Origin of the sequence: Cardiobacterium valvarum (assembly GCF_900460955.1) — a bacterium.
Classification (GTDB): Bacteria; Pseudomonadota; Gammaproteobacteria; order Cardiobacteriales; family Cardiobacteriaceae; genus Cardiobacterium; species Cardiobacterium valvarum.
In genome coordinates, this window is the sequence record NZ_UFUW01000001.1 from 1166796 (window position 1) to 1186641 (window position 19846).

General features: G+C 49.0%; 13 protein-coding genes and 4 pseudogenes. All 17 read left to right on the forward strand.

Annotation, left to right across the window (positions count from 1 at the left end; translation table 11 throughout):
- The first annotated feature begins 100 nt into the window (after positions 1-100).
- The 17 genes and pseudogenes from DY250_RS05685 to DY250_RS05750 all read left to right on the forward strand — a co-directional run bounded on the left by DY250_RS05685 (position 101) and on the right by DY250_RS05750 (position 19845).
- Positions 101-4399, forward strand: a complete 4299-nt coding sequence (locus tag DY250_RS05685; protein WP_115611448.1) for a two-partner secretion domain-containing protein — start codon at positions 101-103, stop codon at positions 4397-4399.
- Entirely contained in the window at positions 4384-10053 is a 5670-nt protein-coding gene (locus DY250_RS05690; RefSeq protein ID WP_115611449.1) for a hemagglutinin repeat-containing protein, read from the forward strand. Before DY250_RS05685 ends, DY250_RS05690 begins: the two co-directional genes overlap by 16 nt.
- Positions 10040-10366 carry a hypothetical protein gene (locus DY250_RS05695; protein WP_115611450.1) on the forward strand — a complete coding sequence of 109 codons (327 nt, stop codon included), beginning with the start codon at positions 10040-10042 and terminating at the stop codon, positions 10364-10366. The genes DY250_RS05690 and DY250_RS05695 overlap by 14 nt, the downstream gene beginning before the upstream one ends.
- Positions 10367-10562: 196 nt before the next feature.
- Positions 10563-10796: a toxin glutamine deamidase domain-containing protein gene (locus DY250_RS05700; protein ID WP_147293460.1), complete on the forward strand. Its 234-nt coding sequence runs from the start codon at positions 10563-10565 to the stop codon at positions 10794-10796.
- A gap of 129 nt (positions 10797-10925) precedes the next feature.
- Positions 10926-11150 (forward strand): hypothetical protein, encoded by a 225-nt coding sequence (locus tag DY250_RS13665; protein WP_147293461.1) that lies wholly within the window; start codon positions 10926-10928, stop codon positions 11148-11150.
- A 107-nt stretch (positions 11151-11257) separates the two neighbouring features.
- Positions 11258-11446, forward strand: a pseudogene (locus DY250_RS15070) (polymorphic toxin-type HINT domain-containing protein); the annotation flags it as partial.
- Positions 11443-11631 (forward strand): annotated as a pseudogene (locus tag DY250_RS15190) (polymorphic toxin-type HINT domain-containing protein); the annotation flags it as partial. The pseudogenes DY250_RS15070 and DY250_RS15190, both read left to right, overlap by 4 nt.
- 279 nt (positions 11632-11910) lie before the next feature.
- A pseudogene (locus tag DY250_RS15195) lies at positions 11911-12054 on the forward strand (MafB family polymorphic toxin); the annotation flags it as partial.
- Between the two features lie 37 nt (positions 12055-12091).
- Positions 12092-12316, forward strand: coding sequence for an HNH endonuclease (locus tag DY250_RS05715; protein ID WP_115611453.1), 225 nt, complete (start codon positions 12092-12094; stop codon positions 12314-12316).
- 2 nt (positions 12317-12318) lie between these two features.
- Positions 12319-12726, forward strand: a complete 408-nt coding sequence (locus tag DY250_RS05720) for a hypothetical protein (RefSeq protein ID WP_115611454.1) — start codon at positions 12319-12321, stop codon at positions 12724-12726.
- Between the two features lie 340 nt (positions 12727-13066).
- Positions 13067-15541 (forward strand): hemagglutinin repeat-containing protein, encoded by a 2475-nt coding sequence (locus tag DY250_RS05725; RefSeq protein ID WP_172542230.1) that lies wholly within the window; start codon positions 13067-13069, stop codon positions 15539-15541.
- 787 nt (positions 15542-16328) lie between these two features.
- Positions 16329-17288, forward strand: a complete 960-nt coding sequence (locus DY250_RS05735; protein WP_115611457.1) for a hypothetical protein — start codon at positions 16329-16331, stop codon at positions 17286-17288.
- Between the two features lie 4 nt (positions 17289-17292).
- Positions 17293-17607 (forward strand): hypothetical protein, encoded by a 315-nt coding sequence (locus DY250_RS13670; protein ID WP_147293462.1) that lies wholly within the window; start codon positions 17293-17295, stop codon positions 17605-17607.
- Between the two features lie 125 nt (positions 17608-17732).
- Entirely contained in the window at positions 17733-18047 is a 315-nt protein-coding gene (locus tag DY250_RS13675) for a hypothetical protein (protein WP_147293463.1), read from the forward strand.
- A gap of 266 nt (positions 18048-18313) precedes the next feature.
- A pseudogene (locus DY250_RS15080) lies at positions 18314-18523 on the forward strand (hypothetical protein); the annotation flags it as partial.
- Positions 18524-18533: 10 nt separating this feature from the next.
- Positions 18534-19154 carry a hypothetical protein gene (locus tag DY250_RS05745; protein ID WP_115611458.1) on the forward strand — a complete coding sequence of 207 codons (621 nt, stop codon included), beginning with the start codon at positions 18534-18536 and terminating at the stop codon, positions 19152-19154.
- Positions 19155-19524: 370 nt separating this feature from the next.
- Positions 19525-19845: an HNH endonuclease gene (locus tag DY250_RS05750; RefSeq protein ID WP_115611459.1), complete on the forward strand. Its 321-nt coding sequence runs from the start codon at positions 19525-19527 to the stop codon at positions 19843-19845.
- The last annotated feature ends 1 nt before the right edge of the window (position 19846 follow it).

Consider the following 19846-nt stretch of genomic DNA (forward strand, 5'->3'; position numbering starts at 1 on the left):
AAGCCTGAATAACCGCCGTCAAGCGGGAAAACCGCTGAATTTGCCATCAAGTACAACAACCACGGGCCTTGCCCGCACCACCTGAATACAGAGGACAACCATGAACAAAGGAATTTACAAAACCATCTACAGTGCAGCCCTGCAACAAATTATTGTTACCTGGGAATACGCACGCGGTAAGGGCAAAAGCCATGGCGGATATAGCAGACGGACGCCAGGAATCCGCATCCGTCTGCTGCCGGCCTGCATTGCCCTGGCCTGTGGCCTCAGCCCACAACTACTCTGGGCAGAAAGCGTAATTAGCGAAGATGATCGCGCCCCTGCCCACGAACGTCCGGTCATCCTGAAAACGGCGAACGGCCTGCCACAAATCGACATCCAGACTCCGGACGCCTCCGGCATCTCGATGAACCGCTACAGTCAATTTGACATAGACGCGGCAGGCGCCGTAATGAATAACGCGCGCAAAGACAGTGCGACCCTGAGTGGTGGTGTGGTGGCGGGCAACCCGCATCTGGCCAAGGGCGAAGCGGCGCTTATCGTCAACCAGGTACGCAGCCAAAACCCTTCCCACTTGCAGGGCATGGTGGAAATTGCCGGACAAAAAGCCGACGTCATCGTGGCGAATCCGGCGGGGCTGATGGTGAACGGAGGATTTATCAACGCCGGCAAAGTGCAATACACCGCCGGACAAGTCGCTATCGAACAGGGCAGGCCGGTGCAACACAGTGCACCGAATGGCCTGATCGAAATCACCCCCGGTGGACTGAACGCGCAGCAACACGACTACACCACCCTGCTAGCACGGCAAATCAAGCTAAACGGAGAAATCCAGGCAGGTGCCGGGCAAGTGGATCTCATCACCGGCAACAACAGCCTGGGAGCCGACGGCAGCATCACCCCTAAAAATACGGACGAACAATATGCAGCGCCGCGCTTCGCCGTGGACAGCAGTGCACTTGGAGGCATGTACGCAGGCCGCATCCGCCTCATCGGCACAGAACAGGGCGTCGGCGTGCATCATGCCGGCACCCTCCAGGCAGAGAGTCTGAATATCCAGCTGCCTGGCACCTTGGAAAACAGCGGCAACATCAGAGCCAATGCCCTCGACATCCAGCTGGAAAACCTGCAAAACAGCGGCGAACTGTGGCACAACAGCAACAACACCCTCTACCTGCGCAGTAACGCATTCAGCAACCGCGACAAGGCTACCTTGCAGGCGCGTACAGCCGGACAAGAGCAAGCAGAAAAGAACACCCCGGAAACCCAAAACAACGCCGACAGCAAAAACAGCAACGCCATTGGCCGCATCACCGCCAGCGGCAAGATAGACAACCGGGGCAACATCAGTAGTGGCGGCAATATCGACCTCAATACTCGTGACTACCAAAACAGCGGCACCGTCACCATCAGCCAAATCACCCTGCGCGACGGCAATTTCGACAACCGCGGCGGCACAAGCCACTTTGAAAATGCCGACATTCGGGCGAGCAGCCTCGACAACCGCAGCGGTACCCTCAACTTCGAACGCGCAAAACCCATCATCATTCAGGGTCAGCTGGATAACCACCGGGGCGGCATCAACAGCATCGCGCCGCTTGACATCAGCGCCGGGCAAATCAGCAACACCGGAGGGGGTAACATCAGTAGCGCGACCACCCTCAGTCTCTACGCCCGTCGTGACATTGCCAACGACGGCAGCATTAGCGCTGGCAGCAGCGCCAACCTGAAAGCAGGACAAAATATTACAAACAGCGGCTTGATCAGCGCAGGCGAAGCCCTGGCTCTTGACGCCGGCAATAACATTGAAAACAGCGGCTCCCTCTATGCGGGCAGCACCCTCGATCTCAACGCGGGTAACACCATTGACAATAGCGGCAACATCTCCGGCGAGCTACTTAATATCAGCGCTGACAGCCTGGAAAATCGCGAGAGCGGCACCATCACCCAGCGCGGCCCCTACTCGCTCAACATCCATACCGCCGACTACGACACTGCGACCAGCCCGTACAACAGCATCCGCACCCGAAAACCGGGGACAAGCGCAGGCAGCGCGGCGGGCACGAGCGGGGGCGAATCCGCCGGCCCCGAAGGCAGCCTGAAAATCCGCTCCGGCTTCAACAACCGGGGCGTCTTTGAAATCAATCACTTGCTCTCGGTCACGGCAAGCAAGAGCTTCACCAATCACCAGGACAGCGAATTTGCCCGCCTCACCCTGACTCAGGGCGCAAACCTCGACAACAGCCACGGCACCCTGCGCAGCCAAAGCATGCGTTTTGATGCAGGCGACATCAACAACCAGCACGGCAGCCTGCAAACCAACACCCTGCACCTGAAAAGCCAGAATCTGGACAACCGTTTCGGGCGCATAGAAGTCGCGGATAAAGCCGAATTCAACATCAGCAAACGGTGGGACAACAGTCACGGTCAGGTGAAAGCCGGCACCCTGCGTATTGACAGCATAAAAACCAGTAACGACGGCGGCAGCATCAGTGCCCAGAACAACCTGCACCTCTACAACCGGGGACACTGGGACAACGGAAGCGGCCAGCTGCTGGCCGGCGGTGACATGACCCTAAATGACGGTACCTTGGATAACCGGGGCCGCATCCAGGCGGGCGGCGAACTGAAATACCAGAATTTCACCCAGCTGAACCAGCAAGGCGAACTGTACAGCAACAACATCGCCCTGCATGGCAAGACACTGAGCAACAGCGGCACCACCGCCAGTGCGCAGCACATCACCATCCACAGCGATACCACTGAAAACAGCGGCAAGCTCAGCGCGGCAGAGACGCTCACCGTCAACAGCCAAAACGTCAACAACCGGGGAGAACTCCAGGCGGGCGGTGACATCGGATTACAAGCACAAAACACGACGAACAGCGGCCGCATCATTAGCAACCAGAACAGCCGCATCAGCGGCGAAAAACTCGACAACAGCGGCCTTATCCACGCCCAACAACAACTCTACCTGCGCAACCGCCACCTCAAAAACAGCGGCACGGTAACCGCCTCAGACGAAACTACCATTGATGCCGCCGAGCTGGATAACAATGGCAAACTGGCCGGCAAAACCCGTATCACCGTAAACACGCCGCAGTTTGCGAACAAAGGCGGCAACATCGGCAGCGACAAGGAAGTCATCATCAATACCCCTGAGCTTAATAACAGTCAGGGACAAATCGCCAGCCGGGGCCGCCTCACCCTGAATGTCGCCGGCAACATTAACAACAGCGGCGGCGTGCTGGCTACCGAAGAAGACTGGCACATCAAAACCCCGCAACTCAATAACAACGGCGGCAACATCCACAGCGGCAAAAAGCTGCACATAGAAACCCCGAAGCTCGATAACACGGGCGGCAGCATTGACGGCAGCGAATACCACCTGCAAAGCAGCGACATCAACAACCAGGGCGGACACCTCATCGGGCGCAACAAACTGCACATAGAGACCGACGGCGAACAACTGAATAACCGGGGCGGACAAATCGTCAGCCAGGACGAACTGCGCATTGATGGCAAAAAAACCACCATTGACAGCAGCGGCGGCCACATCGTCGGCAACAACCTGAACGTTGACGTCGATAGCGTCAAAGGCGGCAAAGTGAAAAGCTGGGCCGACCTGCAAATGCGCGCGCGCCGTATTGATGACCTGGAAGAAGTGCGCACCGGCGGCAACATGGACATCCAGACCAAAGAACGCTACACCTTCAATGCGCCGCACTACAGCGGCGGCTGGGCGAAGATTGGTGCCAAGGAGGGCGTAACTTTCACACCCGATGCCAAATTCGAATTCAAAGAAAACGCCGAAATCACCAGCGATGGCTTCATCAACAACGAAGGCCAGATTGCCGCCTACGGTACCCTGCTGCTCAAAGCCGGCACCACCATCGAAAACAGACACAGGGCAAAAATCCAGGGCGGACACGTTGCGATGGAGGCGCAAAGCCTGAAAAACTTCGATGGTGCCACCATCGCTGCCGCCGATCGCATTGACCTGGCTGCCGGTGAAATCATCAACGAACACGGCGCGAAAATCGAAAGCGTGGGCGGCCTCCATGTTGGCCGCACCCTCGATGGCAATCACCAGGCAACCGGACAGGCAGATCTTCTGCGCAATGACAACAATGGCGAAATCAATGCGGATGGCGATGCTACTTTCAATGCGGCCCGCATCGAAAACATCGACAGCCGGAAATTTATCGGTAACGATATTTACGAGTTGAAAGAAGTCACCTTCTATTCGGACCGAAGTAGGAAGAACGAGTGGATCCCGGAAGAATATCGAAGCCAGACCCCTCATGGACACCACACCAAATATCATTACATATTAGAAAAAGTGTCGGTGTGGTACGCAACGTTGCACCCGGCAAGATCAGTGTGGGCGGCAACCTAACCGTCAATGCCGACAGCGCGAACAACGAAGGACACATCACGGCAGGCAGCATTGACGGCACGGCGCAAAACATGTTGAACGGCAGCCTGTGGGACGGTTGGCGCACTACCCGCGCGGTAAATGGCAAATTTGGCAGCTGGTTTCGTGATGACTACCAGATGTTCAATAATTACACCCCGCCCAATATTACCGAACCAGTTCAAATTTCCTTGGGGAGCTTAAATATCGGTGGCAACCGCTACGACGGTACTGGTGGTGGCGGCGTTCCCTCCCCCGGCGGCAACGGTGGCGGCAACGGTGGCGGTGGCAACAACGGCACCACCATCGTGGACACCATTGACAAAAACGGCAAAACCGTCACCTACCAAACCATCAGCGACTACCAGCCCGCACTGCCGCAAAACAGCCTCTACCAAATCAACCCGGACAACATCGCCGCTCCGGACAGCATCCCGACCAACCCGGCCCGGGGCCTCTACACCCTTGACCCGACCTTCGCCCGCATCCTGCAAAAACGCCGCCCCGAACTCTTCGAGAACGGCGAGCTGATGCGCACGCCGATGAACCCGCACTACGACCGCTACAGCGACCTGAACGACAAAGGCGCGGCATACAGCGGTACCACGCAGGGCGTGCCCTACATCGACTTCAGCCGCAGCATCGGCGACCGCTACTACAACCAGGAACTCGTCAGAAACCAAATCGCCCGCCTTACCGGCTACCGCTACCTCAAGGGCTACCAGGACGACAGCAGCCAATTCAACGCGCTGGTTGCTGCCGGCGAACGCCTGCGGGCCAAACTGCAACTTGCCCCCGGCGTTGCTCTGACAGCCGAGCACATGAAGAGCCTCAGCGAAGACGTCGTGCTGATGGTCAACAAAACCATCACCCTGCCCGATGGCCGCCAGATCGTGCGCCAGGTGCCGCAAGTTTATGCACAAAAACGCCCGGATGACCTTGACACCAGCCGCCCAACCATTGGCGCAAACCGCATCGCCCTCAAAGGTAACTACCACAACAACGCCGGCGACATTGGTGGTCGCGACACCCTCAAACTTGATTACCGCAACATTGACCACAGCGGTACATACACCAGCAACCACGGCGACGTCCATGCCAGCGACACCTACAACGGCAGCGCGGGCACCATCAATGCCGGCAAATACTTCAAAGCCACTGCCGGCAAACAGTTCAACTTCCAGCCCAAAACCGCCGACCACAACGAAAACGCTGCCAAAGACGCGGGCAAGAGCTACCACAACAGCCACACCATCATTGCTGAAGGCCGGCTCAAACGCTACGCCACGGGCAGCACCGTTATCCTCGGCGAAGCAGACGAAACCAACATCGGCACCACCGCACTCGACCTCGGCGACAAAACCAGCACCACCCTCATCCAGGGCAAAAAAACCGACCTGGGTGCAGAATTTGTCTACGAACAAACCCTCGACAAAAAGAACGCGGGCAACTACGACTACCACTACCGGGGCGAACACAAAGGCGTGCACACCAGCGGCGACGGCAAACTGGCCGTCATCGCCACCGATGGCAAACTGACCATGAAAGCCGCCGAACTCGACAGCGGCAAAAGCCAGGTATACCTCTACGGTGCCAAAGGCGTTGACGCCGAGGCGGGGGAAATTGTTGAGCACACCATCAGCGCCCGCGAAAGCAAACAACGCGGCTTCCTCAAACGCACCCACACGCGCGACTACGTCGAAACCGAAATCCATCAGAACAAAGCCGGCACCATCACCGGCGATACCGTCGTCGTGGCGGCGGGACAAGGCGACATCAACGCCACCGGCATGCACATCGTCAGCGACCACGGCACCATGCTGCATACTGACAAAGGCGACATCAACCTTAAAGCCGGCAAAAACAGCTATCGCAGCGTCGAAAAACACAGCAAACACAAAACCGGTCTGATGGGTTCCGGCGGCTGGGGCGTATTCCTCGGCAGCCGCCGTCAGAGCGGCGAGACCGAACTCGACATCAAGGCCCCCGCCCCGACCCTGGTTGGCGCGATCGACGGCAACATCCACATCCAGGCGGGCGGCCACTACGATGGCACGGGCGCCCTGGTACATGCTGGACGCGAAGGCGGGCCGCTCACCAAAGAACAATGGCTGCAGATGAGCGAAACCGAACGCAACCGCGCCGGCAACATCTACTTCAGCGCCGAAAGCGGCAGCCTGCGTGCGGCGCGCGGCAGCCAAGACCACGAAATGCACAGCCACTACAAACAGACCGGCTTCACCGCCAACCTGGGCGGCGCCGTGGTCAACGTCGCCCAGACCGCCCTGCAAACCATGAAAACCCTGAGCGAGGGCGATAACGCCCGCGTCCGGACCATGAACACGCTCAACAACACCTGGGCCAACTACAAAGGCATCGAAGCCCTCCGCAAAGCCCTGGACAGATCCGAGGGCAACACCGACAAAAACCTCATCAACATCCAGATTACCCTGGGCGGCCAGCACAGCACCGTGCACCACAAAGCCCACGAAGATACCCTGCTGCCCAGTCAGATGACCGGCGACAGCGGCGTGTACGTTGACATCAAAGGTAAAGGCGAAGGCAGCACCCTGGACGTCATCAGTTCCGACCTGGCGGGCAGCGCCATCACCCGCCTCAACGTCGAAGGCAAAAAGACCTTCGCTGCCGACAGCGTGCACAAAACCATCGAGAGCAGCCAGCACAGTGGCGGCGGTGGTGGCGGCGTCGCCATCATGTGGGGCTCGGGCGGCGGCGGTTTCGGCTTTACCGGCAACGCCAACATCGGTAAAGGCAAAACCAGCGGCAACAGCACCACCTACCGCCTGAGCCACATCGGCGGCCTGCAGGGCCACACCGACATCGGCGACGGCAAAACCCTGCTCAACGGCGCCCAAATCCTCGGCAAAAGCCTGGAAGGCAACACGCGCGACCTCGTCGCCATCAGCCCGCAAGGCACCATGGACTACGACAGCAAAAACTTCGCCCTATCCGGCTCCGTCCTCTACGGCTACGGCTTCGCAGCCGACCTGAACGGCGAAAAAACCCGCGTCTGGGCAAACGAAAAAACCATCAACAAAGAAAGCGGCGGCAGAGACGCCATTACGAGCGTCAACAGCAACAACGCCCGCATCAACGCCTGGAAAAAAGACGTCCAACAAAACGACGCCGTCGCCAATGCCCAGCAGGGCACCATCGGCGGGCAGAGCGGCTTCTTCGCGGGCGACGACGGCTTCCGCATCAAAAACAGCGGCACCGCCACCCTCGAAGGTGCGACCTTTGTCAGCACGGCTAAAGCCGAAGCCGAAGGCAGAAACCACTTCAGCACCGACCGCCTTATCCGCAAAGACCTGGAAAACCACAGCGAATACAAAGGCAAAAGCGTGGCGCTCGGCCTGAGCGCCGTCTTTAGTGGCGACAAAAACAACGGCACCTCACAACAAATCCAGTGGCTGGGCGAAAACTTCAGCCCCATCAACGTAGGTGAAAGCGGCCTGAGCAGCCGCTTCGGCTATGACCGCACCAATAAAAACGATCGCGGCACCACCTACGCGAGCATCAACACTGCGAACATCACCATCAACGACGCGGCGGGCCAACAAGCGCTGACGGGAGAAAGCGTGGCCGATACCATCCGTAACGCCAACCGTGGCATGACGCTCGCGACCGCGAAAGAGCAAAGCGGCGCGGCCGATGCCCACTTTGATGCGGCGAAAGTCGAAAACAGCGTGCGCACCAACGCACAAGTGATGAAAACCTTCACCGGCACCGTACAAGAAGTCAAAGGCGACCTGCGCAAGTGGGCAGAAGAAAATCGCCGAGAATCCATATACCAACGAGACCCGGAAAAGCGGGCTGCCCAACTGCAACGCGCAGAACAACAAGAACAACTGGCCGTTGCGGTGGACATGCTCGGCGGCGCCCTCGCCCCGGCGAACAGCGCAGCCGGCAGCATAGCCAACACCCTGGCGCCGGCCATCGCCTACAAAATCGGACAAGAAGCCAAACAACGCGGACTGGAAGGCACCCCAGGACACATCGCCGCGCACACCCTGCTGGCAGGGGCGAGGACTGCGTTGAATGGCGGCAGCACCGGCGAAGTATTGGCCAGTGCCGCAATAACCGGTACCGCCGAATACAGCGCGCCGCAGCTGGCCAAACTCCTCTACGACAAAGACATCAGCCAACTGACGGCGGCGGAAAAAAGCGCGCTCGGCCAGACTATCGGTGCCCTGACGACGGGGGCAGGCGCGATGACGGGCGGCAATAGTGCCACGACCTACAACACAGGGAAAACCGCGCAGAATGCGGTGGAGAATAATGCCTTGTATGCGAATGAAGAAAAAGAACGACATGATGCAAGAGTACTACTTAAGCATAAAGCCTATAAAAACGAAGAAGAGAAAAACAAGCTAGAAAATACAATTAAAGAACTTAATATAAAGGATGAGGTTTTTGATTATAATTTAATAAACTCTTGCCAAGAGTTATCATCAGCAGCATGTGTCGAAAACAGAAAAATTCTAACAGACATGCAAAATAGCTATAATAACTCTATTGGAAATTCATATACTGCTCGTATGCGTGATATATATCCCATAGGAGAAAAAAATGTAAATAGGCTTATAGGGTTATATGCGGCACAAGATGAAAAAATAAATCGGGATAATATTGTTAAAACAATCGCAAATAATTGGAATATAAGCCAAGAAGCAGCAGAACTATGGTATAAAACAATAAATTTCACCCATAATATAGGACTGGTTGCTAGTATGGGGTACATGCACCCTATTAGTACCAATATTGCCCCCTCTAAATATACAAACCGTGCGATAATTAGCAACAAATCTTCAGCTATTGAGACGGCTAGAGGCAAAGCTCGACCTACAGAAAATAACTATGTAAACCGTGCGGCGATTAATAATGAATCTCCTGTTGGTACTAGCAGTTTTCCTCATCCCAACCCGGCGAGTACTACATGGCGTATCGAGGGAGTAGAGTGGAATAAAGCCTCTTTACCGGACAAAACTGCCGGAGCATTGGATACAAAAACATTGCAGGTGCCGGGGATAACAGATGGTACGAATTTCTATAGCAATAGGAATGTTCAAAGCATCAAAGGTAATGTAACTAATAAATTGATACCCAAGTCTAAAGGTGTTGGTAGTGCGGAATACGGAATATATACTAGCGTAAAGTCTCTTGATGAAGTTTTCCCAGAATTAACCAATCCGGACATCAACCCTCATTACAAAGTAGGTGCACCACCTGGAACTAATATAAATTGTGTAAACTGTGTAAATACAGTTACACAACGGCTAACAGGAAAAAATCCTAGAGATATCAAAGCAATAGCAGATAATACTAAATTATATGCTAATCCAAATGGCCTATTACCTAGCATGCCGACTGGATTTAGTCCAGATGTTGTAACGCCTGCACAAGCAATAGCTGCAATGAAAGAAGCTGGTGATGGTATTACAGGCGCTATAGTTATTAAGCAACCTAGTGGAATATCTCATGCAATAAGTGTAGTCAATCGAGGCGGTGAAGTATACTTCATTGATGGACAACTTGGGAAAATAGTAGAATTAAGTCCTAATTTAGAGATTAGGCTTGGTATAAAATATAAGGAGTTTTTAGATGTCAAACAATAGTATTATTACTTTCTCAGAAGCAAGAGAAGTAGCCCAAAAGGCTCTCAAAGATATACTCATTGACTGGGCCGACTTAGATGCAGGAGAAGATATTTGCTTCCTTTCAGACCATTATATGGAAAGTGAAGGATGTTGGTTCTTTTTTCGGCATGATAATATTTTTATCTCTCCGGATAAAGGCCCCGCAGATAGCGCTGTTGCGGTAAGTAAAAGAGGTGAAGTTAGATTAATAGCAGATTTTCGTGCAACTCCTGAAATGGCTAATAAATATTTGAAATTTATGTCTGAGTATTTTATTAAGAGCAATCTTTGATATTCATATCTGAATAGCTCACCGATATTAAAAAATCATAAGAATTATGCTTGAAATACCTAAAATTAGCAAAGTGTTAATCTTAAAAAAGGATACCGTCTGAAATAAACATAAATTGTGTAAATTGCGTTAATGCGGCGACAAAAAGATTAATGGGTGAAAACATGATGCCATTACAGAAAAGGCCACTCGATATGTGGACAAAAATGGTTTATTAGAAACCATACCGTTTGGCTATAACACTAGTATAAAGCCCCCCACACAGGCTATTAAATTCATGATGGAACAACCAAATGGTGCAATTGAAGCTGTTATAATTGAACAGCCCAGTGGTATATCGCATGCAATAAGCATAGTAAAAAGAAACGGGGAGGTATATTTTATTGATCCTCAAATTGGCAAAGTGGTAACTCTGAAAGATAATTTATAAATTTCATTTGGAGTTAGATGATGACAGACAAAAAAAATCTCACTTGAAAAAGCTAAAGAATTGGCATTAGATTATATAAAGTATTTAATATTTAAGAGAGTTCATCTAGATAATATTGAACCACCATATATGTCTGATACTTATTTAGAAGAAGAGGCATGCTGGATGTTCTTTCGCGATGAAAGAATAGTTTTTCCACCAGAAAATTGGTTATTGGATTGCGCTGTTGTGGTGAGTAAAACGGGAGAAGTCAGAGGAGTCGTAAATTTTCAATCCTCACCAGAAGAAGCAAAAAAATATTTAAAAACAATGTCTGAATACTTTATCCAAAAGCAAAAAAATAATGATAGGTAGCAGCAAGCATAGCGTGGGCAATTCATTGCCCACGCAGTTTGTGATCGCTGAAAAAGCCGCCAAGCGGGATAAACACTGAATTTCTGTAATTTGCCGACGAAAAACCAGGCAACACTGCCTACAAACCCGTCACGGCACACTACCAAAACGACTACGCCGAAACGGTTTACCTCACCCTCACGGCACCGGGCGGCGAAAGCCAAACTATCGTCTCCAACACACCATCCACCCCTTCCTCGCACAGGCTGACACCCCGCTCACCGCCGCGCCGGGACACGACTACCGGGGCGAAATAAAGAACGCGCAATGGGTCGAAGCCGCCAAACTGCAACAAGGCTACCGCCTGCTGGGAGATGACAAACGCTGGCACACCGTGCACAGCGTCCGCATCGCGGAAGAACCACTCCAAGCCTACAACCTGACCATCGCCGACTATCACACTTACTTCATCAAAGGAGAAAAAGGTACCGGCGGCGTTTGGGTGCATAACGATTGCCTGAATGCACTGCCACCTAATGTAAGAGAAGCAAAAATTAGCGGCCAGACTGTCTATTTCTTTGAAAATACAAAAGGGAAAACCGTTAGCTATATCGAAAATCCGAACTGGAAAGCAGGTGGTGGTCCTAAATATTCAGAAGTCCAGATCGTTAATGGCAAGGCAGTTGATATCAATATAAGGCTGCCAAACACCGTCAATGACTACACACTACAGTTTGGTAGAGAATGGCGTGGCTATTACGAAAATAATTTTACTGCTGCCAACGTTACATCAACGACTGTCCCACCCGTCAATATGAAAAACGTAAGACTCGCAGGAAAGCGGCATCCGGAAACCGGTGTACCTTTTGATCTAAAAGGATTCCCAATATTTGATAAATATGCCAAATTTGACACCAAGATTGAATATTCAGTTTTTAACTCTGCTTCCTATAAAAGGACAAATGAGACTTGCTACTAAAGATTTAGCGAAGGCTATAGATAATGGCAAGGTTAGGGCATCAATGTTTACGCCTGAGCAATTAGCAGCTATTCGTAGCGGAAGCCCCGAAATTCCGGATTTTATCTGGCATCACCATCAGGATAATGGTAGAATGCAATTGATTGATAAAACTTTACATAAAGAAACTGGTCACATTGGCGGAAATGCTATGAGCAAAGGGAAATAAAAATGTGGAATATCTATAGAGAGAGAAGCTCGGATTTATCATTTGCTATACATTGTTTATTTTGTAAGGCAATTTCTAGTAAAGAATTTCAATTGTGGCTTGAAAGAGTAATTAATGATACAGAGTTTGATAACATACCCTTATATATGTTTGACCTTGTTACCTTTGATGATTATCTATCAGAGTTAACCCAAGTTATAGGATTTGTACCTCACAGTGAGCTTAATGATAAAGAGGAAGACGCCATCCTAGGTATTACTTTCCTAAGAGGCATAGATATTTATGATCCTAGGATCGGCAAGGAAGAAGCAATCAAGCTATTACGTGATAATTCGCATATATACGATAAATACAAAATTTTCTTCCCATTTATCAAACTCCCCGAATTAAATGCGGATGTTTCAAAATAAAACAGGCAAGCATAGGGTAGGCCAACTTGCTGCTTGTCTATATGGTGAAACAGGTACCAATGCCAAAAACCGACACTTTCGCCTTGGCAAAAACCAAAAATCTGCCGCCCTGCGGCGGATTTTTTTTTTGCACGAACCCAGCATTTATCTCGCTTGACGGGAGCCCAGCGTTTACCTCGCTTGAGGGCGAAGCTAGTACACCTCGCTTGACGGCAAACCCTGTGTTTATCTCGCCTGGCGCTCAAACATGCATAATGCCTGTATCCCTTACATATCCAGTAACCACATGACTTCTACCGCAAAACCGGCACAGCGTACATTTAGCCTATGGGCAATAGTGATGCTGCTGCCGGTTTTGCTTGTCTGCCTTTCCGGTTGCCACAGCATCACCGCTGAAGGCAAAAAGACCTTCGCTGCCGACAGCGTGCACAAAACCATCGAGAGCAGCCGGCACAGTGGCGGCGGCGGTGGCGGCGTCGCCATCATGTGGGGCCCGAACGGCGGCGGTTTCGGCTTTACCGCCAATGCCAACATCGGCAAAGGCGAAACCAACGGCAACAGCACCACCTACCGCCTGAGCCACATCGGCGGCCTGCAGGGCCACACCGACATCGGCGACGGCAAAACCCTGATCAACGGCGCCCAACTCCTCGGCAAAAGCCTGGAAGGCAACACGCGCGACCTTGTCGCCATCAGCCCGCAAGGCACCATGGACTACGACAGCAACAACTTCGCCCTCTCCGGCTTCGTCCTCTACGGCGCCGGCGCCGCCCTTGGCATCGATTACGAAAAAACCCGCGTCTGGGCAAACGAAAAAACCATCAACAAAGAAAGCGGCGGCAGAGACGCCATCACGAGCGTCAACAGCAATAACGCCCGCATCAACGCCTGGAAAAAAGACGTCCAGCAAAACGACGCCGTTGCCAATGCCCAGCAGGCCACCCTCGGCGGGCAGAGCGGCTTCTTCGCAGGCGACGACGGCTTCCGCATCAAAAACAGCGGCACCGCCACCCTTGAAGGCGCGACCTTTGTCAGCACGGCTAAAGCCGAAGCCGAAGGCAAAAACCACTTCAGCACCGACCGCCTTATCCGCAAAGACCTGGAAAACCACAGCGAATACAAAGGCAAAAGCATGGCACTCGGCCTGAGCGCCGTCTTTAGTGGCGACAAAAACAACGGCACCTCACAACAAATCCAGTGGCTGGGCGAAAACTTCAGCCCCATCAACGTAGGCGAAAGCGGCATGAGCAGCCGCTTCGGCTATGACCGCACCAATAAAAACGATCGCGGCACCACCTACGCGAGCATCAACACTGCGAACATCACCATCAACGACGCGGCGGGCCAACAAGCGCTGACGGGAGAAAGCGTGGCCGATACCATCCGTAACGCCAACCGTGGCATGACGCTCGCGACCGCGAAAGAGCAAAGCGGCGCGGCCGATGCCCACTTTGATGCGGCGAAAGTCGAAAACAGCGTGCGCACCAACGCCCAAGTGATGAAAAACTTCACCGGCACCGTACAAGAAGCCAAAGGCGAGCTGCGCGAACGGGCGGAAAAAAACCGCCGGGAAGCGATATACCAAAGAGACCCGGAAAAGCGGGCTGCCCAACTGCAACGCGCCGAGCAACAAGAACAACTGGCCGTCGCGGTGGATATGCTCGGCGGCGCACTGACGCCGACGAACAGCGTAGCCGGCGGCATAGCCAACACCCTGGCGCCAGCCATCACCCACAAAATCGGCCAAGAAATCAAAAAACGCGGACTGGAAGGCACGCCGGAGCACATCGCCCTGCACACCGTGATGGCAGGGGCGAGGACTGCGCTGAACGGCGGCAGCACCGGCGAAGTATTGGCCAGTGCCGCGATAACCGGTACCGCCGAATACAGTACGCCGCAACTGGCCAAACGCCTCTACGGTAAAAACATCGACCAACTGACGGCGGCGGAAAAAAGCGCGCTCGGCCAGACCATCGGTGCCCTGGCGACAGGGGCAGGCGCGATGACGGGCGGCAACAGCGCCACGGCCTACAACGCAGGGAAAACCGCACAGAATGCGGTGGAGAATAACTGGCTAACACCGGAAGAGAATGCGCGGAGAAAAGAACTACAAAGTTTTATTGATAAGACTATAGAAGAAATGAGCAGTGAAAACTTTAGCTACAATAGAAAGCTACCTTCTGATGAATATCTGAAGGCATATAAGGAACTGAGAGACTTAGATGAACTAAGTGAAAAGAGAGACCATGAATTCAATCAAGCCTATGATAATTGCAGAAACAATGCTAATTGCGAACAATTTTATTACTTGCATGTGACTCTAAGAGATAAACTAAACAAACCTGGTATAGAGCAATTTAAGCGGGATAGAAAGAATGGAAAATTAGAAGACAATTGGAAATTAGAGCCTAACGACAGAAATGCTTTCCATAATTTTAGTGATGATGGAACAACAGTTCCTCCAAAAGGACTCTATCCTAATGCAAAATATTCTCACAAGAATGGGCAGTACGAAGTTATCGTTAATAAAAATACTGGTGAAATTGTTACCTTACCTTCCAATGCAGGAACATTTAATTATTATCCTCCTGGAGCATCCAAAGTTTCAGTTGCCTCAATGCACCATATGGATTATGACGTTGATCCATGGATGGATTTTGGCAGTGGACGAGGAGATAATACTACATATGATAGTAGAAGAAATAATTCTGGTGGTCTTAAGTATATATTTGGTGAATTTGGAGATCCAAATTATAAGGCAATAGATGAATTTCAGAGAATTGATAAGGAGAAAACGAGTAATGGGCAAGATTGAAACCTTATGTTTGTTCATAATGATTGATATATATACATATATTTTCTTTGCAGGTATGTTATTTCAAGATTATTATTGGAATGTTTTTAGGTATAATTTTATTCCGGTTATGATAGTTACATATCTCATAATCATCATCCTGTTTAGCATAAAGAAAACATCCAAAGCATTATCTTATCCTGTTGTAAGAATGCTATTTGCATTTTTATTACTTCTTTCCAGAGTCATCGTTTATTTTTTTGTGCAGGCATTATTATTTCATTGATCTCGTAGCAATGCGTAGAGTGGACAACTTGTTGCCCACACGGTTTGCAATAGGTAAAAGTCGCCAAGCGGGGTAAACACTAAATTGACAAAGAGAGAAAAACAAATGAGTAAGAAAGAATTTCTAGTATTAATTGTTCTTATAGATATATATTCATATATTAGCTTCTCAATTTTTTCCTTCTTAAACATAAGAGATTAGGATATCGTCAATCGTAATATATTTCCATTTATACTAATCACTTATTTTGTAATACTTATCTTATTTAGTATAAATAGAATATCGAAAGTATTTTCTTATTCTATAGTAAGGGTTGGATTTGTATTTTTATTACTTTTTTCTAGATTAGCTCTCTATATCATTTTTATAGGAGTCTTAATTTTTTAATCCTAAGCAAGCGTAGGGTGGCAACTTATTTGTCCACGTGGCTTACGCTAGATGGAAGAGCCGCCAAGCGGGATAAACACTGGCTTTTTCACTAATCGCGTTTGACCCGCAACGAAATCAGCAGCCCGATAGGCTGTGGTCTTCATCCAACCCTACGCGGTACAGTGGAAAGGAAACACCACCCCGGGTAGCTTTGCGGTTGGACAGGGCATCGGCGGTGTCCTCAAAGGCATAAAAGAGGCATGGGAAGGTGACCCACAATGGAAAAAGACCACAGTAGAGGCCGGTGGTAATTTCTTTGCGGCAGGAATGGGAAGATGGTCGCGTGTTTCGACCGATGCAAGCATCGGAAACGACATTATTAATGCAGCAATAAAAGAGAATGCTACCGCCAATCTCTTGCGAAACAGCAATCTTGCACCAATTTCTCAAACGGCGAATAGTGCATTATATGCAAATGGGACAAGTGTTGTTACAAAAGCGTCGCCTAAAATAGAAGTCGATCCCGTCAATTTTTATAAAGGCATAGCAACCCCCCATGAGCTTGGCGGCTATCCGCCAAGCGGCATGAAACCAATCGTGATTCAGCCGCAGAAAGGAGTGAATGCAGGAACAACTACTATTGTGCTAGAGGGGCCGACTCGTATTAAGCTAACGGAAGCTGTAAATTTGGATGAGTTTAATAGACTTAACGTGCCTGACTTGCACACAAAGAATACCCTCAGACATGGAGAAGCTGGTGCAGCAGTAGAACTTCAAAATATTCTAGGAGGAAAATTAAGAAGACTAAATGAAAAAGATAATTCAAATGCCGATTTTGTCATTGAAGGTGGCCCTAATAATGGCAAGACCGTAGATTTTATGTTTACAGTAAATAATGAAAGGAGTAGAATAGGCATAAATGATTATTTTATAAAAAACTTTAACAGAAGAAAAGCAGGAATTAAGGACACATTAATTGATCATACAAATAAGGCGCATATTGTTCCTTTAGATTTTAGAAATCTAAATCCTGAAAATAGAGCAATGGTTACAGATTTTATCAATAGAGAAATGACAAAGGAACAGAAATCGCAAATCATTATTATGGAGTAATTTTATGGCTGGACATATAGGAATATCGGAAGGAATTGGCATATCAATGAATAGCCTGTCATTCGATCTTATTACAAGTGAAATGAGACCCTACCTAACAATAGATAATCACATCATAGAAGAATTATATGAAAGTGCTGATATTTTTATTTTAATGGACATAAGTGAACTAAGTAATAAAGATTTTATGAATTTTTACTCAGCATGTTTTCAGTCATATGAAAAATTCAAAGAGTTAGAAAAAGTAAGAATACCTTCTTGGGAAGAAGTATTAGATAAATTAAGAGAAGACCCAAGATTTTCCAAAAACGAAACCTAACGCAGATATTGTTCCTTTGAAATTTAGAAATCTGGAACCTGAATGCAGAGTAAAAGTTATAGATTTTATCAATAAAGAAATGACAAAAGAACAGAAATCACGAATTATTATCATGGAGTAATTTTATGGCTGGATATATAGCAATATCAGATACGGGTGGCGTTTCAATGAGCACTCTAACATTTGATCTTATTATAAAGGAAATAAAGCCTTATTTAATTTTAGATAATGAAGTTATAGAAGAATTATATGCAGATGTCGATACTTTTAATGTAATGGATCTAGGTGAGCTAAGTAATAAAGATTTTATGACTTTTTACTTGGCATGTTTTTATTCATATGAAAAATTCATAAAATCAACAAGTACTAGCATACCAACATCACCTTGGAAAGAAGTGCTAGATAAATTAAGAGAAGATCCAAGATTCTCCGAAAAATGAAACCTGAGACCAACCGGGTGGGCAACTTATTGCCCACCCGGTTGGTGATAAATAGAAAACCCGCCAAGCGAGATATAGTTGAATAGATAAAAAAGCGTAACAAGAAGCGCCGCCGCAGACAGTACAGGTAGTACGGTAAGGCGACGCAAAGCCGTTACGATTTTTTAGATGTTTAACTATAAACACTGGCTTTTCTATAATTTGCCAACGAAAAAACAGGCAACACTGCCTACAAATCCGTCACGGCACACTACCAAAACGACTACGCCGAAACGGTTTACCTCACCCTCACCGCGCCGGGCGGCGAAAGCCAAACCATCGTCTCCAACACCATCCACCCCTTCCTTGCGCAGGCCGACACCCCGCTCACCGCCGCGCCGGGGCATGACTACCGGGGCGAAATAAAAAACGCGCAATGGATCGAAGCCGCCAAACTGCGGCAAGGACTACCGCTCTATATAATTACCCCCAACTAAGGAGTTTATAATGGCTTTACTAACCAAGAGAAGCATTGCACCACTGTGCAGAGAGATTGCTGCCACCCATCCCGGATGGGAATATATAGCCGAAAATTTTATTAATAAAACGCTGAAGCATAGTATTTTTCATATTCAACCCTTATGGTATTCTAATATTGGTGCACAACCTTATGTACACTTAGAAAACAAAAAGGCAACAAAGCTATTTAGAGAAATATGGGGAAAGGACTATTATGGAGTCAAGTTTTATTCAGTATCAAGAAAAATAATTTTACGACCTGACGCCGTATTAGAAACGCAAGTTTATAGAAAAGTTGTGAAAACACTGGAAGAAGCAGACGATTATATTCGTGATTTTTTTCAGCGCGGTATCAATGTGATCAACACTTACTACCCATATAAAGAAGAGCACGAATTGCTAGAAAAAATGCCTATAGATTTGGAGGGTTCTTTAGGAATAGGCTATTGCCTGGCCAAGGCAGTATTGCATGACTTTGATTTTATTCGTAGTTATATCAATGATGAAATCAAGACAATAGCACCTAAGGACCTAGAAATAGAAGATCTTAAAAAAATATTACCTATTTGGGAGCAACGCTACCAAGAAATAGGAAGTATATTTTTATAAATTAATAACCTATCCCACTAGAAAGTCTCGATGTAGCGATAGCCATACCGTAAATACTTAAAAACCATCTAGCGGATAGGTGTTCTAAGTAAGCCACATGGCAGCTCATTGCCCACGCAATTTGCGATAGTTGAAAAAGCCGCCAAGCGGGATAAACGCTGAATTTCTGTAATTTACCGACGAAAACACAGACAATAGCCAGAACAGGTGTTAGATATGGACCATGGGGAGAAGTATATTTTGAAAATGGTAGATATTTTGCCTTTGATAGCAATTGGAGAAGAAATTACATAAAACCTGGCTCTTTAAATCCTTATAAAAGGAACGAAAATTCCAGAAATTATTTCGCAAACGAAGCATCGAAGCTAATATTCCTTATGATCAGCGGGGACTACCCGTCTTTGATAATATAACGAAATTTACGGCCAAATTAGATAAAATTAAAAGTTACAAGGGGCAAATGATTGATGCAACTCTACAACTTAGGGATGAAATTATTAGCGGCAGAATTCCTAAAAGTCAGTTTAATAAAAATCAATTGAGGGATATTTTTGCAGGAGCTGAGCAAGTAGAAGGTTATACTTGGCATCATAATGCGCAAAGTGGGCCAAATAGTATGCAGCTTGTTCCATTCAAAGTGCATTATGAAATAAAACATATTGGGCAAGGCGCCTTAAGTAAAGGTAAGTAAT